The organism is Streptomyces sp. NPDC031418, assembly GCF_055581605.1.
In genome coordinates, this window is sequence record NZ_JBVIJC010000017.1 from 81419 (window position 1) to 103715 (window position 22297).

The following is a 22297-nucleotide window of genomic DNA, read 5'->3' on the forward strand; positions in this document are numbered from 1 at the left end:
GCAATACACACGGCCTTCTCCTCTGCAAAGATGCGCCCTTATGGATCTTTCTGGAGCGCGCGGAAATTCCGCCAAACCGGCCGAGACCTTCCTGGCCGGAAGTCAGGCGTCCACGTCGTCATAACAAGAAAGTCACAAGGAAGCGCACGGCGCTGCCCAGGTCTCCACACCGGGCTTAGAGTCACGGCCAGTCACCGCTCCAACGGGAGTTCGGTACCGGCGCGGCACCCGCTGACCCTTCAGGGGACTGGTGTGCCTGCGGAAAGGATCGATTGTGCGACAGCGTTCTCTGGTGATTCTTACCTCCGTGCTGACCACCGGAGCTCTGACTCTCACCGCCTGCGGCTCCCGCAACAGCGACGGCAAAGGCAGCGGCGACAACGGCAACGTGACGGTGACGATCGGCGTCGACGCCCCGCTGACCGGCCAGAACTCCGCCACGGGCCTCGGCATCCAGTACGGCGCGCAGATCGCCGTGGACGACGCCAACAAGAACAAGACCGTCCCCGGCGTCACCTTCAAGATCAAGGCCCTGGACGACAAGGCGATCCCGGCCACCGGCCAGCAGAACGCCACCCAGCTCGTCTCCGACAAGAGCGTCCTCGGCGTGGTCGGCCCGCTCAACTCCGGTGTGGCCACGCAGATGCAGCAGGTCTTCGCCACCGCCAACCTGGTGCAGATCTCCCCGTCCAACACCGCCCCGGAGCTGACCCAGGGCAAGGACTGGCAGACCAAGAAGTCCCGTCCGTTCAAGACGTACTTCCGCACCGCGACCACCGACGCCCTCCAGGGTGCGTTCGCCGCGGACTACGCCTTCAACGGCCTGCACAAGAAGAAGGCGTTCGTCGTCGACGACAAGCAGACCTACGGCGCCGGCCTCTCCAAGATCTTCAAGGAGCAGTTCGCCAAGCAGGGCGGCAAGGTCATCGGCACCGACCACGTCAGCGTCGGCGACCGCGACTTCTCCACCCTGGTCACCAAGATCAAGAACTCGGGTGCCGACCTGCTGTACTACGGCGGCCAGTACGACGAGTCCCAGGTGCTGACCAAGCAGCTCAAGGACGCCGGGGCCAAGATCCCGCTGTTCGGCGGCGACGGCATGTTCACCCCGACCTACATCAAGACCGCCGGCAAGGCCGCGGAGGGCGACCTGGTCACCTCCATCGGTGTCCCGGTCGACACCCTGCCCGCCGCCAAGGACTTCGTCAGCGCCTACAAGGCCAAGAAGTACCCCGGTGACTACGGCACCTACGGCTCGTACGCCTACGACGCCACCACCGCCATCATCAAGGCCGTCGGCCAGGTCGCGAAGGACGGCAAGCTCCCGGACGACGCCCGCTCGAAGGTCGTCGACGCCGTCCAGAACACCTCCTTCGACGGCATCTCCGGCAAGATCTCGTTCGACCAGTTCGGCGACACCACGAACAAGCAGCTGACCGTCTACCAGGTCACCAACGGGGAGTGGAAGTCCGTCAAGAGCGGCCTGGCCAACCCGAAGTAACGGGTCCGGCCGACTTAAGGCACCGACGGCACCACCGCACCACCAGGGCCGCGCGGCACTGACCACCGTCACCGCGCGGCCCGTCCGTTCCCTTCCCCTTGACTCTCCCCACCACATGGAGGCCATGCGGTGAACACCCTGCCGCAGCAGCTGGCCAACGGGCTGTTCCTCGGCTCGATGTACGGGCTGATCGCCATCGGCTACACGATGGTGTACGGCATCGTCCAGCTCATCAACTTCGCCCACGGCGAGATCTTCATGACGGGCGGCTTCGGCGCCCTGACGGTCTATCTCGCCCTGCCCGACGGCATATCCATGTGGATAGCCCTGCCCGCGATGCTCCTCGGCGGCGCGCTGATCGCCGTACTGATCGCCGTGGGCGCCGAGCGCTTCGCCTACCGGCCGCTGCGGGGCGCGCCACGGCTCGCACCGCTGATCACGGCCATCGGCCTCTCGCTCGCCCTCCAGCAGCTCGTGTTCAACCTCTACCCGAACGCGAAGACCGCCCGGGTGTTCCCGCAGCTGCCGTTCGGGCCGTACCACCTCGGCTCGGTCACGGTGCAGAGCGGTGACGTCTTCCTGATCATCGCCGCGCCGGTCTGCATGGCGATCCTCGCCTTCTTCGTCCGCCTCTCCCGCACCGGCCGCGCCATGCAGGCCACCGCGCAGGACCCGGACACCGCGCAGCTGATGGGCATCGACACCAACCGCATCATCGTGATCGCGTTCGCCATCGGCGGCCTGTTCGCGGCGGTCGCGGGCACGGCGTACGGCCTCAAGTACGGCTCGGTCTCCTACGACATGGGCTTCCTCGCCGGCCTCAAGGCCTTCACCGCGGCGGTCCTCGGCGGCATCGGCAACATCTACGGCGCCATGCTCGGCGGTCTCGTGCTCGGTCTCGCCGAGGCCATGGCCACCGCCTACATCTCCGACGTCCCGGGCATGCACCAGCTGGGCGGCATGAGCTGGGCCCCGGTGTGGGCCTTCGTCCTCCTGATTCTCGTACTCCTCTTCAGGCCACAGGGCCTGCTCGGCGAACGCGTCGCGGACAGGGCGTGAGCAGCATGACCGACACCACCACCCAGGCCCCCGCCGAGCGCGGTCCGATACCGCTGCCGCCCCTGGCCGCCCGGCTGCTGATCGCGGCCGGCGCCGTCGGCACCATCGCCAGCACCTTCCTCAGCTGGACCTGGACGCCCGACTTCCCCGGCGACCTGACCATCTACGGCTATCCGGCCGGTCTGCAAATCCTGGCCCTGGTCGCCGGCGCGCTGACCCTGCTGTACGGGCTCACCCTGTGGAACGTGAAGGGGCTGGGCTGGCTCAACCCCTCGGGCGCCACCACCCCCGTCGTCCTGACCAGCCTCTCCGCGTTCGCGGTCTGCTGGTTCACCGGCCTCGCCATCGCCGTCGACCTCGGCGGTCTGGTCAACCTGGAGCCGGGCGGCTTCGTGGCCATGGCGGCCTCCGCGCTCCCGCTCATCGGCGCCCTCGCCCTGCCCCACCCGGCGCCGGGCACCGGCATCAAGGGCTATCTCACCAAGCCCGACCAGCCGCACCACGGCAGCCTGTCGCCGCTCGCGGAGCGCGCCGCCGTCACCGTCGGCACCGCCCTCGGCCTGGTGGTCTTCACCTACGGCATCGGCATCAACGACGACGACAGCGAGACCTTCATCGGCTTCCTGCTGGTCCTGGTGTTCGCCGCCTGGGGCCTGGTGCACGCGGGTCTCCTCGACCGCTACGCGGCCATGTCCGCCCGGCACCGGAGCTTCGCCACCACGCTCGCCTTCGTGGCCGCCGTGATCTTCCCGTTCACCCAGAGCGACGACCACAACGCCAACATCGGCGTGAACATCCTGATCTTCGCCACCGTGGCCCTCGGCCTGAACATCGTCGTCGGTCTCACCGGTCTGCTCGACCTCGGCTACGTCGCCTTCCTCGGCGTCGGCGCCTACGCGGCCGCGCTGGTCTCGGGCTCCGAGTACTCGCCGTTCGACGTCCACTTCCCCTTCTGGGCCGCCGCGCTCACCGGCATGGCCGCCTCGCTGGTCTTCGGCGTGCTGATCGGCGGGCCCACACTGCGGCTGCGCGGCGACTACCTGGCCATCGTGACCCTGGGCTTCGGAGAGATCTTCCGGATCACCGTCAACAGCCTGGACGGCGACTCCGGACCGAACGTCACCCGCGGCCCCAACGGCATCACCCAGATCCCCGACATCAACATCTTCGGGTTCAACCTGGGCGACGCCCACCAGATCGGCTCGTTCACGCTCGGCCGGTTCGCCAACTACCTGTTCCTGATGCTGATCATCACGGCCGTCGTCGTGCTCGTCTTCACCCGCGCCGCCGACTCCCGTATCGGCCGGTCCTGGATCGCCATCCGCGAGGACGAGACCGCCGCCACCGCCATGGGCATCAACGGTTTCCGCGTCAAGCTCATCGCCTTCGCCCTCGGCGCCTCCCTCGCGGGTCTCGCCGGAACCGTGATGGCCCACGTGAACTACAGCGTCAACCCGCAGCCCTACCAGTTCGCCGGTGCCGCCCCGCCCAACTCGGCGTTCCTGCTGGCCGCCGTCGTCCTCGGCGGCATGGGCACCGTCAGCGGCCCGCTGCTCGGCGCCAGCCTGCTCTATCTGATCCCGGAGAAGCTCCAGTTCATGCAGAACTACGAGCTGCTGGCCTTCGGTGTCGCGCTGATCCTGCTCATGCGGTTCCGGCCGGAGGGCATCATCGCCAACCGCCGCCGTCAGCTGGAGTTCCACGAGACCGGCCAGCTCGACGTACCCCAGCAGGCGACGCTGTCCGACGAAGCGGCCGTCACCAAGGCAGGGGCGTGAGGAACCATGACGACACCTGTACTCGAAGCCCGTGACGTCACCATGCGGTTCGGCGGCCTGACCGCCGTCCGGTCCGTCGACTTCACGGTCAACAGCGGCGAGATCGTCGGCCTGATCGGCCCCAACGGCGCCGGCAAGACGACGTTCTTCAACTGCCTCACCGGTCTGTACGTCCCCACCGAGGGCACGGTCGCCTACCAGGGCAAGGTGCTGCCGCCCAAGCCGCACCTGGTGACGCAGGCGGGCATCGCCCGTACCTTCCAGAACATCCGGCTCTTCGCCAACATGACGGTGCTGGAGAACGTCCTCGTGGGCCGCCACACCCGCACCAAGGAGGGGCTGTGGTCGGCACTGCTGCGCGGCCCCGGCTTCCGCAAGGCGGAGAAGGAGTCCGAGGCGAAGGCCATGGAACTCCTGGAGTTCGTCGGCCTGGCCGGCAAGCGCGAGCACCTCGCCCGCAACCTGCCCTACGGCGAGCAGCGCAAGCTGGAGATCGCCCGGGCGCTGGCCAGCGAGCCGGGGCTGCTGCTGCTCGACGAGCCGACGGCCGGCATGAACCCGCAGGAGACCCGGGCCACCGAGGAACTGGTCTTCGCCATCCGGGACAAGGGCATCGCCGTCCTCGTCATCGAGCACGACATGCGCTTCATCTTCAACCTGTGCGACCGGGTCGCCGTCCTCGTCCAGGGCGAGAAGCTGGTCGAGGGCACCTCGGACGTCGTCCAGGCCGACGAGCGGGTCGTCGCCGCCTACCTGGGCGAACCGTTCGAGGGCGACCCGGGTACGGCGGAGGCCGCCGAGGTCGAGGCCGCGGAGGCCGCCGCCGACGCCGCCACCGAGAGCACGAGCACCACCGAGGGAGAGGCCCCGTGACCGCACTGCTCGAGGTCGAGGACCTCAGGGTCGCCTACGGCAAGATCGAGGCCGTCAAGGGCATCTCGTTCAGCGTCGAGGCCGGCCAGGTCGTCACCCTCATCGGCACCAACGGCGCCGGCAAGACGACGACCCTGCGCACCCTGTCGGGTCTGCTGAAGCCGGTCTCCGGAAAGATCGTCTTCGACGGCAAGCCGCTCGCCGGCATCCCGGCGCACAAGATCGTCGCCCTGGGGCTCGCGCACTCCCCCGAGGGCCGGCACATCTTCCCGCGCCTGACCATCGCCGAGAACCTCCAGCTCGGCGCCTTCCTCCGCAAGGACAAGGACGGCATCGAGAAGGACATCCAGCGGGCCTACGACCTCTTCCCGATCCTGGGCGAGCGGCGCAGGCAGGCCGCGGGCACCCTCTCCGGCGGTGAGCAGCAGATGCTGGCGATGGGCAGGGCACTGATGTCCCGGCCGAAGCTGCTGATGCTGGACGAGCCGTCCATGGGCCTGTCGCCGATCATGATGCAGAAGATCATGGCGACGATCGCGGAGCTGAAGTCGCAGGGGACGACGATTCTGCTGGTCGAGCAGAACGCCCAGGCGGCGCTCTCCCTGGCCGACCAGGGCCATGTCATGGAGGTGGGCTCGGTCGTCCTGTCGGGCAGCGGCCAGGACCTGCTGCACGACGAGTCGGTACGCAAGGCGTACCTGGGCGAGGACTGAGAAGAACGCCGGCTTCCCCGCGCCTCGGCAGGGGCGCGGGGAATCATCGGTCAGCCCTTCTTCGCGGCCTTCTTCTCCTGGCTGTCGGCGATGACCGCCTCGGCGACCTGCTGCATCGACATCCGGCGGTCCATGGAGGTCTTCTGGATCCAGCGGAACGCGGCCGGCTCGGTCAGGCCGTACTCGGTCTGGAGGACGGACTTCGCGCGGTCGACCAGCTTGCGGGTCTCCAGCCGCAGGGTGAGGTCGGCGACCTCCTTCTCCAGCTGGCGCAGCTCGGTGAAGCGGGAGACGGCCATCTCGATGGCCGGGACGACGTCGCTCTTGCTGAACGGCTTGACCAGGTAGGCCATGGCGCCGGCGTCGCGGGCCCGCTCCACCAGGTCGCGCTGCGAGAACGCGGTGAGCATCAGGACCGGGGCGATGGACTCCTCGGCGATCTTCTCGGCCGCGGAGATGCCGTCCAGCTTGGGCATCTTCACATCCATGATCACCAGGTCCGGCCGGTGCTCACGGGCCAGCTCGACCGCCTGCTCACCGTCCCCGGCCTCGCCGACGACGGTGTACCCCTCCTCCTCCAGCATCTCTTTGAGGTCGAGCCGGATCAGGGCCTCGTCCTCGGCGATGACGACACGGGTCGTCAGCGGAGGCACGTGCGACATCTCGTCGTCGGGCGCGTCTGCGGGCTGGGGCGACTCGGCGGTCACGGGGGCTCCTCGTTCAGGGGCAGGGGTACTGCTGACAAGAGCCTACCTAGCTACGGTATGGTGGACGCGCGGAGGGTCGGGGGAAACCTTGGATTCTGCGAGCCCCGGTAGCCCAATTGGCAGCAGGCAACGGATTCAAAACCCGTACAGTGTCGGTTCGAGTCCGACCCGGGGCACTTTTCCTTGGATCCCAAGGTCAGCACTTCTTGCGGGCCCCTCTCGAAGAGGGGCCCTTTTCGCGTTCACTTCGGGCTGTCGTCCTCGCCGATGTGATGCACCCGGACCATGTTGGTCGAGCCGGAGACCCCGGGCGGTGAACCCGCCGTGATGACCACGACATCGCCCTTGCGGCACCGGCCGTAGCGCAGCAGCAGCTCGTCCACCTGGGCCACCATGGCGTCCGTGGAGTCGACATGGGGGCCGAGGAAGGTCTCGGCGCCCCAGGTCAGGCTGAGCTGGGAGCGGGTGGCCGGCTCCGGGGTGAAGGCGAGCAGCGGGATCGGCGACCGGTACCGGGACAGCCGGCGGGCCGTGTCTCCCGACTGGGTGAAGGCCACCAGGAACCGCGCCCCGAGGAAGTCGCCCATCTCGGCGGCGGCCCGGGCGACCGCGCCGCCCTGGGTGCGGGGCTTGTTCCGCTCGGTCAGCGGGGGCAGACCGGCCGCCAGCATGTCCTCCTCGGCCGCTTCGACGATCTTCGCCATGGTGCGCACGGTCTCGACCGGGTACTTGCCGACGCTGGTCTCGCCGGACAGCATCACCGCGTCCGCGCCGTCGAGGACCGCGTTGGCCACGTCGGAGGCCTCGGCGCGGGTCGGCCGGGAGTTCTCGATCATCGAGTCGAGCATCTGGGTGGCCACGATGACCGGCTTGGCATTGCGCCTGGCCAGCTTGACCGCGCGCTTCTGCACGATCGGCACCTGCTCCAGCGGCATCTCCACCCCGAGGTCGCCGCGCGCGACCATCAGCCCGTCGAACGCGGCCACGATGGAGTCGAGGTCGGCGACGGCCTGCGGCTTCTCGATCTTGGCGATCACCGGGAGGCGGCGGCCCTCCTCGGCCATGATGCGCTGCACGTCCCTGGCGTCGTCGCCGCTGCGGACGAAGGAGAGGGCGATGACGTCGAAGCCGGTGCGCAGCGCCCACCGCAGGTCGTCCTCGTCCTTCGGGGAGAGGGCGGGGACGGAGACGGCGACGCCGGGGAGGTTGAGGCCCTTGTGGTCGGAGACCATGCCGCCCTCGACCACCACCGTGCGCACCCGGGGGCCGTCGACGGCGGTCACCTCCAGGCAGACCTTGCCGTCGTCGACGAGGACGCGCTCGCCGGGGGTGACGTCGGCGGCGAGACCGGCGTAGGTGGTGCCGACCTGGTGGCGGTCGCCCTCGACGCCCTCCTCGACGGTGATGGTGAAGGTGTCCCCGCGTTCAAGGAGTACCGGTCCTTCGCGGAAGCGGCCGAGGCGGATCTTCGGACCCTGAAGGTCGGCGAGGATTCCCACGCTGCGGCCGGTTTCGTCGGCCGCTTTCCGTACGCGCTGATAACGCTCCTCGTGTTCGGCGTAGGTGCCGTGGCTGAGGTTGAAACGGGCGACGTCCATTCCGGCTTCGACCAGTGCCTTGATCTGGTCGTACGAGTCGGTGGCGGGCCCCAATGTACAAACGATCTTTGCTCGGCGCATGAGTCGAGCCTATGGCTTACCCGCGGGTAGAGAATCGGCACCGTATGTCCACTCAACAGACTCTGGGTAAAGGCTTATTGACAAGTGTTGAATTGGGCGACAGCCCGCTCCTTTGAGCGATTTCCCGGTTTCTCGTTCTAGAGGTCGAACAGACGGACGTCCACGGCGTCGGCGATCGCTTTCGCGCCGGCGTCATTGACGTGCAGACCGTCGCCGCTGTCGAATTCCGGGCGGATCCGTTCGGGCTGCTCCGGGTCGGCGACGGCGGCGGCCACGTCCACCACCGCGTCGAACGGGTTCCGGTCGCTGAGCAGCCAGGCGTTGACCTCGCGCCGCGCGGCCTGGCCGGCTTCGGTGTCGTACCCCTCGTAAACCGTGCCCCGGTACGGGCCGATGGTGGAGCCGATCACGGTGAGGCCGGCGGCCCGCAGGCGCTCGGCGAGAGCGGTGAGCCCGGTGATGAGGTCGGCCGCGCCGGCACCCGCGGCGGGTGCGGGGAAGGCGCGGAAGCCGGGCATGCCGAGGTCGTTGAGGCCGATGTGGATCAGGACATGGCTCACCCCGGGCACCGCGAGGACATCGCGGTCGACGCGGCTGAGCAGACGCTCGCCGATCTCGTCGGTGAGCAGGCGGTTGCCGGCGATGCCCTGGTTGACGATCCAGCCGCGGCCGAGCCGGCGGCCGAGCTGCGCGGGGAAGCTGCCGTCCCGGCCGGGCGTGGTGCCCGTGCCCTCGATCCAGGAGTCGCCGAAGGCCACCGCGATCCGGGTGCCCTCGGGCGCCCGTACATCGGCGCCGATGCCGAAGTGGCCGGTCGGCACCTCCTCGGCGTCGCGCAGCCGCGCGGCGGACGCCTGGTCGCCGGGGGCCGCGTGGCCGGTGTCGTAGGGCACCATCGAGAAGGTGGTCAGGCCGGTGTCGCCGGGAAGATAGAGGCTGACGGCGAGTTCCTGGCCGGCGGTGACGGCACGCTCGACCGGGTCGCTGACGGTCTCCTCGCCCGCCGGGATCGTGACGGTGGCGGACCCGGCGAAGGTGAGCGGGGTGTCGGTCGCCGGGTCGATGCCGTGGCCGGCGGCGCGGGTGGCGAGGCGGGCGGCGCCGATCTCCAGGGGCTCCTTGCCGTAGCGGTTGCTGAGCGTGATCCGCACCGCCTCCCCTCCCCCGGCGAGCCGCAGATACTGACGGAGGGTCTGTCCGGCGAAGCCCCGACTCGGGGCCAGCGCGGAACTCTCGTACGGGCTGACGACGGCGGCACGGCGGGCGGCGATCCAAGTCGTGTTCATGGCAGCCCCCAACACCGTCGGGCGGCTCGTTCTTCCGGTATGGCCGGCTTTCTCACCTCCCGTCGGTCAGCGGGGTCAGCCGCTTCGCCTGCCGGGCCTGCGGAACCCGGGGTTCCTGGTGAAGTCCGAAGGTGGTGAAGGCGGTTCGGACCGGCAGCGGGTACGGCTCCTTGCCGGTGAGCGAGTTGAGGATGCTCGCGCTGCGCCAGGCGGCGAGGCCGAGGTCGGGCGCGCCGATGCCGTGGGTGTGCAGCTCGGCGTTCTGGACGTAGACCGCGCCGGTCACGGAGGGGTCGAGGACCATCCTGAACTCCTCGTCGATGCGCGGGCGTTCGCTGCTGTCCCGGCGCATGTAGGGGTCGAGTCCGGCGAGGATGCGGCCGAGGGGGCGCTCGCGGTAGCCGGTGGCGAGGACGACGGCGTCGGTGGTCAGCCGGGAGCGGCTGCTCTGCTGGAGGTGTTCCAGGTGCAGTTCGATCCGGGTGGTGGCGATCCGGCCGGCCGTACGGACCCGGACCCCGGGGGTGAGCACGGCGTCGGGCCAGCCGCCGTCCAGGGTGCGCCGGTACAGCTCGTCGTGGATGGCGGCGACGGTGTCGGCGTCGATGCCCTTGTGCAGCTGCCACTGGGCGGCGACCAGCCGGTCCCGGACGGGCTCGGCGAGGGCGTGGAAGTAGCGGGTGTAGTCCGGGGTGAAGTGCTCCAGGCCGAGCTTGGAGTACTCCATCGGTGCGAACGCCTCGCTGCGGCCGATCCAGTGCAGCTGCTCCCGGCCGGCCGGGCGGTGGCGCAGCAGGTCGAGGAAGATCTCGGCGCCGGACTGGCCGGAGCCGACGACGGTGACATGCCCGGCGGCGAGCAGGGCGGCGCGGTGGCCGAGATAGTCGGCGGCGTGGATCACCGGCACGCCGGGGGCGTCCACGAGGGGCTGGAGCGGGTCGGGCACATGGGGTGCGGTGCCCACGCCCAGGACGACGTTGCGGGTGTAGGTACGGCCCAGGGCCTCGGCCTCGCCCTCACTGTCGAGCTGGGTGAAGTCGACCTCGAAGACGTCCCGTTCGGGGTTCCAGCGGACGGCGTCGACCTGGTGGCGGAAGTGGAGTCCGGGCAGCTGCTGCGCGACCCAGCGGCAGTAGCCGTCGTACTCGGCACGGTGGATGTGGAAGCGCTCCGCGAAGTAGAAGGGGAACAGCCGGTCGCGGCCGCGCAGGTAGTTCAGGAAGCTCCAGGGGCTGGTGGGGTCGGCGAGGGTCACCAGGTCGGCGAGGAACGGCACCTGGATGGTGGCGCCCTCGATGAGCAGGCCGGGGTGCCAGTCGAAGCCGGGGCGCTGCTCGTAGAAGACGGCGTCGAGTTCGGCGAGCGGGTGGGCGAGGGCGGCGAGGGAGAGGTTGCACGGCCCGATGCCGATGCCGACCAGGTCACGGGGGGACTCGGGCTCGTGCCGTGGGGGGTGGGTCATCTGAGGGGGCTTCCTTCGACGGGTGGTTCCACAAGGTCTTCGGCGGGCTCTGCGGCGGCTTCTGCGGCGTGTTTGCCGACGAGTTCGAGGAGGTGGGCGAGGTCGGCCGGGCGGGTGTGGGGGTTGAGGAAGGTGGCCTTGAGCCAGAGCCGGCCGTCGAGGCGGGCGCGGCCGAGGACGGCCCGGCCCTCGTGCAGCAGCGTGCGGCGTACGGCGGCCACGTCGGCGTCGGCGGCCGCGTACGGCCGGAACAGGACCGTGCTGATCACCGGCCGGTCGTACAGCACGAAGCCGGGGTCGTCCTGGACCAGGGCGGCGAACTCCCGGGCGCGGGCGCAGACCTGGTCGACCAGGGCGCCGAGTCCGCGGCGGCCGAGGGTTCTCAGGGTGACGGCGATCTTGAGGATGTCGGGGCGCCGGGTGGTGCGCGGGGAGCGGGCCAGCAGGTCGGGGAGGCCGGCCTCGGTGTCGTCGTCCGCGTTCAGATAGTCGGCGCGCTGGTGCAGGGCGGCGAGTTCGCGGGGGCGGGCGACTGCGAGGAGCCCGGCGGCGACCGGCTGCCAGCCGAGCTTGTGCAGATCGAGGGTGACGGTGTGGGCGGCCTCCAGCCCGGCGAGCTTCTCCCGGTGCCGGTCGCTGAAGAGGAGGCCTCCGCCGTAGGCGGCGTCGATGTGCAGCCGGGCGCCGTGCGCGGTGCACAGCCCGGCGATCTCGGGCAGCGGGTCGATGAGGCCGGCGTCGGTGGTGCCGGCGGTCGCGGCGACCAGCAGCGGGCCGGAGAGGACGGTGAGGGCGGCGTCGAGGGTGGCGGGGTCCAGGGTGCCGCCGGGAGTCGGGAGGACGAGCGGGTCGGGCAGGCCGAGCAGCCAGGCGGCGCGCGGCAGCGAGTGGTGGGCGCCGGCCCCGCAGACCAGCCGGACGCTGCCGCCGTGCGCCTCGCGGGCGAGCAGCAGGGCGAGCTGGTTGGCCTCGGTGCCGCCGGTGGTGACCAGCGCGTCGGCAAGGCCGGCCTGCCGCGCCAGGGCCCGGGTGACCTCGGCCTCCAGGGCGGAGGCGGCCGGGGCCTGGTCCCAGGAGTCCAGCGAGGGGTTGAGGGCGCTGACGGCGAGGTCGGCGGCGGTGGCCACGGCGAGCGGCGGGCAGTGCAGATGGGCCGCGCACAGCGGGTCGGCGGGGTCGGCGGCGCCCTCGGCGAGGGCGTGCACCAGGGTGCGCAGGGCGTCGGGGTCGCCGTCGTCCGGCAGGACGTCCCCGAGGACGTCGGCGACGCGCGCGGCGACGGCCTGCGGTCCGCCCGCGGGCAGCGGCCCGCCGCGCGCCCGGCCGCCGGCGGCGAGCGCGTCCAGCACGGTGCCGAGCAGCGGCCGCAGTGCGTCGGGGCCGCCGGGGCCTGCGGCGAGGGGCGGGATGGACAACGGCTCTCCTGCGCTCATGGACCCTCCTCGGGCGGGGTGCGGGGCTCTGGGCGTACGGCCGGAGTTCCAGCTTGTACCGGTAGTGGAGCGCACGTCCCGAAAGTCCGGCGAACAGAACCCGAAAGTGGGTATTCCCGTACGGGGAAAACGCGTTGGGGCGGTGGTGTGCGTGTGGACGATCGACGTGCCCGGTGAGCGGGTGCTGGTGCGGGAGCTGGGCCCGGCGGACGAGGGGCCGCTGCTGAGGCTGTTCGAGGAGTGCGAGGACTGGTTCCTGGCGGCGACGGGGCTGCCGTCCGGGCCGGGCGATGTGCAGGGCCTGTACTACGCGCTGCCGGAGGGTGCGAGCCCCGACGACAAGGTGCTGCTGGTGCTGGAGCGGGACGGGGTGGTGGCGGGCGTGGTGGACGCCGTACGGAACCATCCGGAGCCGGGCGCGGTGGCGGTGGGGCTGTTCCTGCTGGCCCCCTGGGCGCGGGGCCGGGGGCTCGGCCGGCTGCTCGCCGCGTCGCTGCTGGCCCGCGCCGGGGACACCACGACGGTGACGGCGACGGTGCCCCCCGGCTGGCCTTCCGGCGAACGCTTCCTGGAGCGGCTGGGGTTCAGCCTGGACACCGGCTCGCCACCCCAGGAGGAGCCGGGCAACCGCCGCCCGGGCCCGCGCGAGGGGCGCGTACGCCGGGCGGTACTGCGCCGGGCGGCGGCCTAGCGGGACGGTGCCCTAGCGGGACGGTGCCCTAGCGGGGCGGGGCCCTAGCGGGGCAGCGCCCCCGGGCCCCGTGCGAAGGGCGCGTACACCGGGCGGTACTGCGCCGGACGGCGCCCTCGGGAGAGGCCGCGCAGGGCGGCACCCTGGCGGGGCGGCGTCCCCGGGAGAGGGCGCGCAGGGGCGGTCTTCCAGGAGTACGGCCGCTCACTGCTGCCTTCGCTCGCGGGCCGCGACGACGGAGTCCTGCCGCTGCACCGCCGCGGCCTCGGCCGGGCCGCGTGCCGGGCCGGGCCGCGTGCCGGGCCGGGCCGCGTGCCGGGCCGGGCCGCGTGCCGGGCCGGGCCGCGTGCCGGGCCGGGCCGCGTGCCGGGCCGGGCGGCGGCCGCGCCGGGCGGCGGCCGCGCCGGAGAGGGGAGGAGGCCTCGCCGGGCCGAGGCGGAGGCCTCCGAAGCGGGGCGACCTGGGCGCCGGAGCGGGGCGGCCCGGGCGCCGGAGCGGGGCGGCCGGGGCGCCGGCGTGCTCCGGCGCACGGGTGGGGGTTGTGCGGGGCGCTCGCGCGCGGCGGCTCGCCCCCTCCGCCCCCCGGTGCCGCAGACTCTGTCGGTGCGGGGCCGCTATACCTCCGTTCGCTCGCCGCGTACCCGTAGCGCGCGGGACAGGTCGTCCAGGCGGTCGGCGAGGGTGCGGCGGAGGGAGGGGACGGGGTCCGCGTCGCGCAGGCAGGCCTCGCCGAGCCGGAGGTTCTCGGCGTCCACGGCGTGCGCCGGGAAGCACCAGCGGCCGGCGGCGACGGCGATGGCGGGGCCCCGGCGGGCGGCGAGGCCGACCGCGTCCTCGTAGAAGCGCGGCACGTACTCCCGTACCAGGTCGGCCTGTTCGGGCTGCCAGAAGCCGCGGGCGGTGGCGGTGAACAGGTAGTTGGACAGGTCGTCGCGGGTGAACATGGCGTCCCAGGCCGCGCGCTTGGCGTCCGGGTCGGGCAGCGCGGCCCGGCAGCGGGCGGCGCCCTCCTGGCCGGTGGCGCTCGGGTCGCGCTCCAGCTCGGCGGCGATGGCGGCCTCGTCGGTGGCGCCGAGCACGGCGAGCCGGCCGAGGATGCGCCAGCGCAGCTCGGGGTCGAGTTCCGGTCCGCCGGGCACCGTGCCGTCCGCGAGCCAGGCGGCGATGGTGTCGGGGTGCGCGGCCGCGTCGACGAACTGCCGCACGGCGAGCAGGCGCAGGCCGGGGTGGTCGCCGTCCTCGGTGCGGCGCAGCAGGTCGCGGGCGAGGGAGGTGAGGGTGGCCAGGGCGGCCGGGCGGTCCTCGGGACGCAGGTACTGGTCGGCGATCTGGCCCGAGGCGAAGGCCAGGGCGCCCTCGACGACGGCCAGGTCGGTCTCGCGCGGAAGGTGGGCGCGGGCCGTCTCCAGGTAGACGGCGGGCGGGAGTTCACCGTCGCGGACGGCGTCCCGCAGGGCGTTCCAGACGAGCGCGCGGCTGAGCGGGTCGGGCAGGGCGGACAGGGCGGTGCGGACCGTCTCGAAGGAGCCGGCATCGAAGCGGATCTTGGCGTAGGTGAGGTCGCCGTCGTTGAGCAGGAGCAGGGCGGGGCGCTTGCCGATGGGGTGCGGGTCGGCCGACGGCACGTCCAGGTCGAGGCGCTCGCGCAGCACCAGCCGGCCCTCGTCGGCGAGGTCGTGGTCGTACAGGCCGGCGGTGATGCGGTGCGGGCGGCTGCCCGCGCGGTCGACGGTCAGCGTGCAGCTGCCCTCGGTGGAGGCGATCACCGGGGTGAGCGTGTCGACGCCGGTGGTGCGCAGCCAGCTGTCGGCCCAGGCGTGCACGTCGCGGTCGGTGGCCGAGGCGAGGGAGTCGATGAAGTCGGCGAGGCTGGCGTTGCCGAACTTGTGCCGGGCGAAGTGGGTGTTGATGCCGGCGAGGAAGTCCTTCTCGCCGAGCCAGGCGGCCAGCTGGCGCAGCGCGGAGGCGCCCTTGGCGTAGGAGATGCCGTCGAAGTTGAGCAGCGCCGAGGCGGTGTCCTCGACGTTCTCGGGGGCGACCGGGTGGGTGGTGGGCCGCTGGTCGGCGTCGTAGCCCCAGGACTTGCGGGTGACGGCGAACTCGGTCCAGGGGCCGGTGAAGCGGGTGGCCTCGGCGGTGGTCTGGTAGCCCATGTACTCGGCGAAGGACTCGTTCAGCCAGACGTCGTCCCACCACCGCAGGGTGACGAGGTCGCCGAACCACATGTGGGCCATCTCGTGCGCGACGACCATGGCGCGGATCTGCCGCTCGGTCTCCGTGACGGCGGAGCGGTAGACGAACTCGTCGCGGAAGGTGACCAGGCCCGGGTTCTCCATGGCGCCCGCGTTGAACTCGGGGACGAACGCCTGGTCGTAGGAGTCGAAGGGGTAGGGCTCCTCGAACTTCTCGTGGTAGCGGTCGAAGCACGCGCGCGTGATGTCGAGGATCTCCTCGGCGTCGGCGTCCAGGTAGGGGGCGAGGGAGCGGCGGCAGTGCAGGCCGAAGGGCAGCCCGCGGTGTTCGGTGCGCACCGAATGCCAGGGGCCGGCGGCGACGGCGACCAGGTAGGTGGAGACCGGCGGGGTGGGTGCGGCCTGCCAGCGGCCGTCGCCCTGGTGCTCGGTGACGCTGTTGGCGAGGACGGTCCAGCCCTCGGGCGCCGTGACGGACACCTCGAAGACGGCCTTCAGGTCGGGCTGGTCGAAGGCGGCGAAGACGCGCTGGACGTCGTCCATGAACAGCTGCGAGTAGACGTAGGTCTCGCCGTCGCTGGGGTCGGTGAAGCGGTGCATGCCCTCGCCGGTGCGGGAGTAGCGCATGACCGCATCGACGTGCAGCTCGTGCTCGCCGGCGGTGAGGTTCTTCAGGGGCAGCCGGTCCGCGTGCAGCGACTCCGGGTCGAGGGGCTGCCCGTCGAGCGTGACGGCGCGCAGTTCCGCGGGCTTCAGCTCGACGAACGTGTCTCCCTCGGCCAGCGCGGTGAACCGGATCACTGTGCGGGAGAGGAAGGTCTCGTCCCCGGTGGTGAGGTCCAGTTCGACCGTGTACCGGTGGACGTCGAGGAGCTGTGCTCGGGCTTGCGCTTCGTCGCGCGTGAGTACGGACATGCACGCCATGCTGCCCGATGGGACCGACACCGCACAGGGGCGGGTCGGTACACGGCTTATGTCCGGTGCACCGGGGCGCCCGGCGCGTGCGCCCGCCGCCCCCTTGACGCCCCGCCTTTTCGGTGTCAGTGCTGTGCGGACTGTCCGTTGACGGTGTCCTCGGCGATGCTCTCGTGGTGCCGGATCACCTCGGCGATGATGAAGTTCAGGAACTTCTCGGCGAACGCCGGATCGAGCTTGGCGCTCTCGGCGAGGCGGCGCAGCCGCTCGATCTGGCGGGCCTCGCGGGCCGGGTCGGCGGGCGGCAGCTGGTGCACGGCCTTGAGCCGGCCGACCTGCTGGGTGCACTTGAAGCGCTCGGCGAGCATATGGACGACGGCCGCGTCGATGTTGTCGATGCTGTCGCGCAGCCGCTCCAGTTCCTGGCGGACCTCGGGGTCCACGGCACCGGTGCCGGTGTTGCTGGTGGTCATGGGTGTCAACCCTATGTGCTCGGCGGCGGTCGGCCTACGGGGTGTCCGGGGACTGGATCATCGGGGGCTGGCCGGGCTCGGGGACCCGGTCGCTCCAGCCGCCCGGGACGGCACGGCCCTGCTGGGCCCGGAAGCGGACCGGGGCGAGGCCGACGCGGCGGGTGAAGAGCCGCGAGAAGTAGGCGGGGTCGTCGTAACCGACCCGGCGCGCCACGGCGGCGACGGACAGCTCCGTGGCGGCCAGGAGTTCCTTGGCGCGGCCCAGGCGGATGCCGAGGAGATAGTCCTTGGGGGTGCATCCGGCGGCCCGGCGGACGGCACTGCGCAGCTCGGCGGCGGTCATCCCGTGCCGGGCGGCGTGGTCGGCGACGCTCATCGTCGTGCAGGCGTCCCGGGCCAGCGCCTGGAGCACCTGGTCGCCGTCCGGGGCGAGATCGGCGCGGGCGCGGCGCAGGGCCACCAGCAGCTCGTGCACGGCGGCGCCGGTCTCCACCTCCAGCAGGGGGTTGCCGCGGCGGGCGGCGCGGGCGATGCGGGCGATGACCGCGCGGGGCGCGGCGGCGTCGGAGAGGGGGACGACGGGCCGGTCGGGTTCGATGTAGCCGAGTTCGGTGTACGAGGGTGTGGCGGGGCCGGCGAAGTCGACGAAGCCCTCGTCCCAGCCGGAGTCCGCGTCGGGCGCGTAGTGGTGCGGCACGCCGGGGGTGAGCCAGAGCAGCGCGGGCGCCGTGACGGTCGTACGGCGGCCGTCCGCGGCCCGGTACCAGCCGCCGCCCGCGCTGATCACCACGGCCACGTGGTGGTCGAGGGTGCGCGGGCCGACGGTGGGCAGCGCACCGTGCTGGAGGCCCACGCCGAGGCAGACCAGGCCGAGCCGGTGGTGGGCGGGGCCGGGGCTGAAGAACCGCATCCAGGTCTGGTACATCGGCGCTCCTCGCGGCCTCGGCGGCAGCGGACTTCTGTCCAAGCAGCGCCGATCTTCGTCCATGGCGGCGATCACCGGAAGGGGTGAGGCTGGGAGGCATGGGCGAGTTCACGGTCGGGGAGTCGGAGTTCCTGCTGGACGGGCGGCCGGTGCGGCTGCTGTCCGGGGCGCTGCACTACTTCCGGGTGCACGAGCGGCTCTGGCGGCACCGGCTGGCGATGCTGCGTGCCATGGGCCTGAACTGCGTGGAGACGTACGTCCCCTGGAACCTGCACGCACCGGCCCCGGGCGAGTACCGGGACGTCGCGGCGGTCGGCCGCTTTCTGGACGCGGTCGCGGAGGCGGGCCTGTGGGCGGTGGTGCGGCCGGGGCCGTACATCTGCGCGGAGTGGGAGAACGGCGGGGTGCCGGTGTGGGTGACGGGCGGGCCGGGCACGCGCGCGCGTACGCGCGACGAGCGCTATATGGCGCCGGTGCGCGACTGGTTCCGCCGTCTGCTGCCGGACATCGTGTCCCGGCAGACCGACCGCGGCGGCCCGGTGCTGCTGGTCCAGGTGGAGAACGAGTACGGCAGCTACGGCAGCGACACCGGCCATCTCCGGGAGCTGGCCGCGCTGCTGCGGGCCGAGGGGGTGACGGTTCCGCTGTGCACCTCGGACGGTCCCGAGGACCACATGCTGACCGGCGGCTCGCTGCCCGGGGTGCTCGCGACGGTGAACTTCGGCTCCCACGCGCGCGTGGCCTTCGAGGCGCTGCGCCGCCACCGCCCGCAGGGCCCGCTGATGTGCATGGAGTTCTGGTGCGGCTGGTTCTGCCACTGGGCCGGGGAGCCGGTCGTACGCGACCCGGGCGAGGCCGCCGCGACGCTGCGGGAGATCCTGGCGTGCGGGGCGTCGGTGAACCTGTACATGGCGCACGGCGGGACCAGCTTCGGCGGCTGGGCGGGCGCCAACCGGGGCGGCCCGCTGCACGAGGGCCCGCTCGGGCCGGACGTGACGTCGTACGACTACGACGCCCCCGTCGACGAGTACGGCCGCCCGACGGAGAAGTTCTGGCGGCTGCGCGAGGTGCTGGCCGAGTACGCGCCCGGGCCGCTGCCCGCCCTGCCGCCGCGGCCGCCGGTGCTGGGCTCTCCGGCCGAGGTGGCGGTGACCTCCTGGGCGGCCCTGGGCGACGTCCTGGACACGCTGGGCGGCGAGGAGGTGACCGCCGCGCTGCCGCCCTCCTTCGAGGAACTGCGGGTCACCCGGGGGCTCGTGCGCTACACGGTGGACGTGCCCGGACCGCGCCGGCCGTACCCGCTGACCGTGCGCGGGCTGCGGGACCTGGCGGTGGTGTACGTCGACGGCGAGCGGGCCGGGGTGCTCACCGAGGAGGAGCCGCGGCTGCCGGAGCCCGTGGCGGGTCCCGCGCGCGTGGAGCTGTGGGTGGAGTCCCTGGGCCGGGTGAACTACGGGCCGCGGTTCGGCGAGGCGAAGGGCGTCACCGGCGGCATCCTGCACGAGCGGCAGTATCTGCACGGGGTACGCGCGCGTGGCCTCGATCTGGATGCCTTCCGCGGTGGTGTGGACGCGGTGCCGTTCGGTGCGCCGCCCGGGCGGGGCGGGCCGGGGCTGTACCGGGGGACGGCCGTGGTCCGCGGGGCCGGGGACGCACGGCTGGAGCTGCCCGGCCTGACCCGTGGCTTCGCGTGGGTCAACGGGTTCGGGCTGGGCCGCTACTGGTCGGTGGGTCCGCAGCGGACCCTGTACGTGCCCGGGCCGGTGCTCCGGGAGGGCGCGAACGACGTGTGGCTGCTGGAGCTCCAGGACGCGGCCCCGGACCGGCCGGCTCCCCGGCTGCTGCCCGTGTGACCGGCGGTCCGCGGCGCCTACAGTGGAGGAGGGCTCCGGCGTCTTTGGGGGTGCGCAGGTGGCGAACGGCGGACCGGTCGAGCACGGGTACCCGCATCTGGAGACGGTGCGGGCCGCGATCACCGCGCTGTACCGGCGCCTGTCCCCCACCGCCGTGCAGACCTTCTCGGCCAGCGTGGTCCCCGCCGATGTGGCCTTCTGCGACACCGACGACCTGCATGTGGGCGCGCAGCGGGTGGCCCACGAGCTCGTGCGGCACTTCCGGCTGCCGGACGCGCGGCTGGTCGTCGGCTTCCGGGAGATGACCCATGCGGCGCACGTGGAACTTGCGGCGGGGCCCGAGTACTTCGTGGAGCTCAACGACCGGTTCCGCACGCACCGCCGGGACATCGGCGCCGCGCTCGCCCACGAGGTGGCGCACGTCTATCTGCACCGGCTGGACCTCGCCTTCCCGACCACGGCCGAGAACGAGATCCTCACCGACACGGTGACGGCCTACCTGGGGGCGGGCTGGCTGCTCCTGGACGCCTACCGGGAGGACGCCGTCACCTCCCAGAAGCTCGGCTATCTCACCCCCGAGGAGTTCGGCTACGTGCTGGCCAAGCGGGCGCTGCTCTTCGGCGAGGACCCGTCCGTGTGGTTCACCAGCCCGCAGGCCTACACCGCCTACACCAAGGGGCTGACCCTGGCCCGCCAGGACGGGCAGCAGCCGCCGCTGACCGGCGCCGGCTGGGCGGGGCGCCGCCGGTACGCCCATGACCGGCGGCATGCGGTGCCGATGGCGCCGGGCGCGTCCGGGACCTCGTACGCCTTCGCCCCCGGCCCCTCCGGTGAGCTGCGCGTCTCCTTCCCCTGTCCGACCTGCCACCAGCGGATCAGGGTGCCGGTGCGGGGGCGGGTCCGCGCGCGGTGCGGGTTGTGCCGGACGGTGCTGGAGTGCGACACCTAGGGGTGCGGTCTCGGCAGCTGGGGGTGCGCTCCGTAGGCGGGGGCCGGAGGGTAGGCCGCGGCCAGCAGCCGGCGTGCTTCCTGCCCGGCCTCGGCCGGTGTCCAGCGGGCCGCCTTCTCGGCGGTCGGGCCGGGGCGCCAGCCCTCCATGACGGTGATGCGGCCGCCCTCCGCCTCGAAGACCCGGCCGGTCACGCCGTCGCTGGCGGCGGAGCCGAGCCAGACGACGAGCGGGGAGACGTTCTCCGGCGCCATGGCGTCGAACCCGGCCGCCGGGGCCGCCATGGCCGCGGCGAAGGCACGTTCCGTCATCCGGGTGCGGGCGGCGGGGGCGACGGCGTTGACCTGGACGCCGTAGCGGGCCAGTTCGGCCGCGGCGACCAGGGTCAGGCCGATGATCCCGGCCTTGGCGGCGCTGTAGTTGCCCTGTCCGACCGAGCCCAGCAGGCCCGCCCCGCTGCTGGTGTTGACGATCCGGGCCTGCGCGCTCCGCCCGGCCCTGGCCTCGGCCCGCCAGTGCACGGCGGCGTGCCGCAGCGGCAGGAAGTGGCCCTTGAGGTGGACGCGGATCACCGCGTCCCAGTCGTCCTCGTCCAGGTTGACCAGCATGCGGTCGCGCAGGAAGCCCGCGTTGTTGACGAGGGTGTCGAGCCGTCCGTAGCTCTCCAGGGCGGTCCGGACCAGGGAGGCGGCGCCCTCGGTGGTGGCGATGTCGCCGGCGTGCGCGACCGCCTCGCCGCCCGCGGCCCGGATCTCCGCGGCGACGCCCTCCGCGGGGTTCACCGCGCCGGGCGCGCCGTCCGGTGCGCCGTCGAGTGCGACGCCCAGGTCGTTGACGACGACGCTTGCGCCCTCGGCCGCGAAGGCGAGGGCGTGGGCCCGGCCGAGCCCGCGTCCGGCACCGGTGACGACGACGACCCGGCCGGCGCAGATTCCGTTCATCTCGGTTCTCCTGGTGGGAGGTTGACGGTCGCGGCGGCCAGGAAGGCGGGCCGTTCCCCGCCTCCGTGCACCTCGAGGCTCGCCCCGCTGATGTAGGCGGCCGCGTCGGAGGCGAGGAAGACGGCGGCGGCGCCGACGTCGGCGGGGGTGGCCAGGCGGCCCAGCGGGACGGTGCGGGAGACGGCGGCGATGCCGTCGGGGCCGCCGTAGTGCAGCGGGGACAGCTCGGTGCGGACCATGCCGACCACCAGCGTGTTGACCCGGACCTCCGGTGCCCACTCCACCGCCATGGAGGCGGCGAGACCGGCCAGGCCCGCCTTGGCCGCGCCGTAGGCGGCCGACCCGGGCGAGGGACGCGTGCCGCTGACGCTGCCGACCATCACCACCGAGCCCCGGCTGCGCCGCAGGTGCTCGTAGGCGGCGAGGGACGCGGTCAGCGGGGTGACGAGGTTCAGCTCGATGACCTTCGCGTGCCGTTCGGCTTCGGCGTCCACGAGCCGCCGGTACGGCGTGCCGCCCGCGTTGTTGACGAGGACGTCGAGGCGGGGCAGCGCGCCGAAGAAGGCCCGGACGGCGGCCGGGTCGCGCAGGTCGAGCGGGGCGAACTCGACTCCGGCCAGGGGGTGTTCGGGCGGTCTGCGGGCGCAGGCCAAAACCTGGGCACCGGCCGCGACGCAGGCCCGGGCGATCCCGGCGCCGACGCCCCGGGTGCCGCCGGTGACCACGACGGTTCTGCCGTGCAGCGAGTTGTCCACAGGGTGCGCCGCCGGGTTTTCCACAGGCCCTCCCGCTGGTCCGCGCCGACTGCTAGCTTCGAAGCCGCACACCTAACAAATGTTTGGTGGAAAGGCGTTGAGTGCGAAGGTA

At 72.4% G+C, this 22297-nt stretch carries 18 protein-coding genes and 1 tRNA gene; 9 read left to right on the forward strand and 10 right to left on the reverse strand.

Annotation, left to right across the window (positions count from 1 at the left end; all coding sequences use genetic code 11):
- The first annotated feature begins 289 nt into the window (after positions 1 to 289).
- From ACZ5CZ_RS24990 to ACZ5CZ_RS25010, 5 genes are all read left to right on the forward strand, one after another.
- Positions 290 to 1501 carry a branched-chain amino acid ABC transporter substrate-binding protein gene (locus ACZ5CZ_RS24990; protein ID WP_468946276.1) on the forward strand — a complete coding sequence of 404 codons (1212 nt, stop codon included), beginning with the start codon at positions 290 to 292 and terminating at the stop codon, positions 1499 to 1501.
- A 129-nt stretch (positions 1502 to 1630) separates the two neighbouring features.
- The gene (locus ACZ5CZ_RS24995; RefSeq protein ID WP_385843043.1) at positions 1631 to 2560 is read left to right on the forward strand and encodes a branched-chain amino acid ABC transporter permease; all 930 of its coding nucleotides are present in this window, start codon (positions 1631 to 1633) and stop codon (positions 2558 to 2560) included.
- A 5-nt stretch (positions 2561 to 2565) separates the two neighbouring features.
- Positions 2566 to 4338, forward strand: coding sequence for a branched-chain amino acid ABC transporter permease (locus ACZ5CZ_RS25000; protein ID WP_450785795.1), 1773 nt, complete (start codon positions 2566 to 2568; stop codon positions 4336 to 4338).
- A gap of 6 nt (positions 4339 to 4344) precedes the next feature.
- Positions 4345 to 5211, forward strand: coding sequence for an ABC transporter ATP-binding protein (locus tag ACZ5CZ_RS25005; RefSeq protein WP_450785735.1), 867 nt, complete (start codon positions 4345 to 4347; stop codon positions 5209 to 5211).
- Positions 5208 to 5924: an ABC transporter ATP-binding protein gene (locus ACZ5CZ_RS25010; RefSeq protein ID WP_468946109.1), complete on the forward strand. Its 717-nt coding sequence runs from the start codon at positions 5208 to 5210 to the stop codon at positions 5922 to 5924. Before ACZ5CZ_RS25005 ends, ACZ5CZ_RS25010 begins: the two co-directional genes overlap by 4 nt.
- 50 nt (positions 5925 to 5974) lie before the next feature.
- Here the strand turns inward: ACZ5CZ_RS25010 and ACZ5CZ_RS25015 are convergent, their stop codons facing one another.
- The gene (locus ACZ5CZ_RS25015; protein WP_385843302.1) at positions 5975 to 6586 is read right to left on the reverse strand and encodes an ANTAR domain-containing response regulator; all 612 of its coding nucleotides are present in this window, start codon (positions 6584 to 6586) and stop codon (positions 5975 to 5977) included.
- Between the two features lie 146 nt (positions 6587 to 6732).
- Here ACZ5CZ_RS25015 and ACZ5CZ_RS25020 point away from each other — a divergent pair.
- Positions 6733 to 6807: transfer RNA gene (locus tag ACZ5CZ_RS25020), tRNA-Leu, on the forward strand.
- A gap of 66 nt (positions 6808 to 6873) precedes the next feature.
- Here the strand turns inward: ACZ5CZ_RS25020 and pyk are convergent.
- The 4 genes from pyk to ACZ5CZ_RS25040 all read right to left on the reverse strand — a co-directional run bounded on the left by pyk (position 6874) and on the right by ACZ5CZ_RS25040 (position 12473).
- Positions 6874 to 8310: a pyruvate kinase gene (pyk, locus tag ACZ5CZ_RS25025; RefSeq protein ID WP_385843039.1), complete on the reverse strand. Its 1437-nt coding sequence runs from the start codon at positions 8308 to 8310 to the stop codon at positions 6874 to 6876.
- A 137-nt stretch (positions 8311 to 8447) separates the two neighbouring features.
- Positions 8448 to 9596, reverse strand: a complete 1149-nt coding sequence (locus tag ACZ5CZ_RS25030; protein WP_468946113.1) for a GDSL-type esterase/lipase family protein — start codon at positions 9594 to 9596, stop codon at positions 8448 to 8450.
- Between the two features lie 52 nt (positions 9597 to 9648).
- Complete coding sequence (locus tag ACZ5CZ_RS25035) at positions 9649 to 11058, reverse strand: lysine N(6)-hydroxylase/L-ornithine N(5)-oxygenase family protein (protein WP_385843037.1); 1410 nt, start codon at positions 11056 to 11058, stop codon at positions 9649 to 9651.
- Positions 11055 to 12473 carry a pyridoxal phosphate-dependent decarboxylase family protein gene (locus tag ACZ5CZ_RS25040; protein WP_468946281.1) on the reverse strand — a complete coding sequence of 473 codons (1419 nt, stop codon included), beginning with the start codon at positions 12471 to 12473 and terminating at the stop codon, positions 11055 to 11057. The genes ACZ5CZ_RS25035 and ACZ5CZ_RS25040 overlap by 4 nt, the downstream gene beginning before the upstream one ends.
- A gap of 169 nt (positions 12474 to 12642) precedes the next feature.
- Between ACZ5CZ_RS25040 and ACZ5CZ_RS25045 the strand changes: the two genes are divergently transcribed.
- Positions 12643 to 13182 carry a GNAT family N-acetyltransferase gene (locus ACZ5CZ_RS25045; RefSeq protein ID WP_385843036.1) on the forward strand — a complete coding sequence of 180 codons (540 nt, stop codon included), beginning with the start codon at positions 12643 to 12645 and terminating at the stop codon, positions 13180 to 13182.
- Positions 13183 to 13796: 614 nt separating this feature from the next.
- On the opposite strand, the gene pepN is transcribed toward ACZ5CZ_RS25045, so the two are convergent.
- The 3 genes from pepN to ACZ5CZ_RS25060 form a co-directional block, all read right to left on the reverse strand.
- On the reverse strand, positions 13797 to 16289 hold the full coding sequence (gene pepN, locus ACZ5CZ_RS25050) for an aminopeptidase N (protein WP_468946117.1): 2493 nt from the start codon (positions 16287 to 16289) through the stop codon (positions 13797 to 13799).
- A gap of 125 nt (positions 16290 to 16414) precedes the next feature.
- A complete protein-coding gene (locus tag ACZ5CZ_RS25055) occupies positions 16415 to 16762 on the reverse strand; it encodes a chorismate mutase (RefSeq protein ID WP_450785725.1) in 348 nt (115 codons plus the stop codon).
- A gap of 34 nt (positions 16763 to 16796) precedes the next feature.
- Complete coding sequence (locus ACZ5CZ_RS25060) at positions 16797 to 17687, reverse strand: helix-turn-helix domain-containing protein (protein ID WP_468946120.1); 891 nt, start codon at positions 17685 to 17687, stop codon at positions 16797 to 16799.
- Positions 17688 to 17785: 98 nt separating this feature from the next.
- On the opposite strand from ACZ5CZ_RS25060, the gene ACZ5CZ_RS25065 reads away from it, so the two are divergent.
- On the forward strand, positions 17786 to 19540 hold the full coding sequence (locus tag ACZ5CZ_RS25065; protein ID WP_468946123.1) for a glycoside hydrolase family 35 protein: 1755 nt from the start codon (positions 17786 to 17788) through the stop codon (positions 19538 to 19540).
- Between the two features lie 58 nt (positions 19541 to 19598).
- On the forward strand, positions 19599 to 20489 hold the full coding sequence (locus ACZ5CZ_RS25070) for a hypothetical protein (protein ID WP_468946126.1): 891 nt from the start codon (positions 19599 to 19601) through the stop codon (positions 20487 to 20489).
- On the opposite strand, the gene ACZ5CZ_RS25075 is transcribed toward ACZ5CZ_RS25070, so the two are convergent.
- Both ACZ5CZ_RS25075 and ACZ5CZ_RS25080 read right to left on the reverse strand, forming a co-directional pair.
- Positions 20486 to 21430 carry an SDR family oxidoreductase gene (locus tag ACZ5CZ_RS25075; RefSeq protein ID WP_468946128.1) on the reverse strand — a complete coding sequence of 315 codons (945 nt, stop codon included), beginning with the start codon at positions 21428 to 21430 and terminating at the stop codon, positions 20486 to 20488. The two genes, ACZ5CZ_RS25070 and ACZ5CZ_RS25075, sit on opposite strands and share 4 nt — an antisense overlap.
- Positions 21427 to 22209 (reverse strand): SDR family oxidoreductase, encoded by a 783-nt coding sequence (locus ACZ5CZ_RS25080; protein ID WP_468946131.1) that lies wholly within the window; start codon positions 22207 to 22209, stop codon positions 21427 to 21429. Before ACZ5CZ_RS25080 ends, ACZ5CZ_RS25075 begins: the two co-directional genes overlap by 4 nt.
- Positions 22210 to 22297: the final 88 nt, after the last annotated feature.

Coding starts and splice junctions, on each gene's coding strand:
- ACZ5CZ_RS25030 (WP_468946113.1), bottom strand. CDS start 9,596: ATGAACACGACTTGGATCGCCGCCCGCCGTGCCGCCGTCGTCAGCCCG.
- ACZ5CZ_RS25000 (WP_450785795.1), top strand. CDS start 2,566: ATGACCGACACCACCACCCAGGCCCCCGCCGAGCGCGGTCCGATACCG.
- pepN (WP_468946117.1), bottom strand. CDS start 16,289: ATGTCCGTACTCACGCGCGACGAAGCGCAAGCCCGAGCACAGCTCCTC.
- ACZ5CZ_RS25065 (WP_468946123.1), top strand. CDS start 17,786: ATGGGCGAGTTCACGGTCGGGGAGTCGGAGTTCCTGCTGGACGGGCGG.
- ACZ5CZ_RS25060 (WP_468946120.1), bottom strand. CDS start 17,687: ATGTACCAGACCTGGATGCGGTTCTTCAGCCCCGGCCCCGCCCACCAC.
- ACZ5CZ_RS25035 (WP_385843037.1), bottom strand. CDS start 11,058: ATGACCCACCCCCCACGGCACGAGCCCGAGTCCCCCCGTGACCTGGTC.
- pyk (WP_385843039.1), bottom strand. CDS start 8,310: ATGCGCCGAGCAAAGATCGTTTGTACATTGGGGCCCGCCACCGACTCG.
- ACZ5CZ_RS25005 (WP_450785735.1), top strand. CDS start 4,345: ATGACGACACCTGTACTCGAAGCCCGTGACGTCACCATGCGGTTCGGC.
- ACZ5CZ_RS25055 (WP_450785725.1), bottom strand. CDS start 16,762: ATGACCACCAGCAACACCGGCACCGGTGCCGTGGACCCCGAGGTCCGC.
- ACZ5CZ_RS25015 (WP_385843302.1), bottom strand. CDS start 6,586: ATGTCGCACGTGCCTCCGCTGACGACCCGTGTCGTCATCGCCGAGGAC.
- ACZ5CZ_RS25075 (WP_468946128.1), bottom strand. CDS start 21,430: ATGAACGGAATCTGCGCCGGCCGGGTCGTCGTCGTCACCGGTGCCGGA.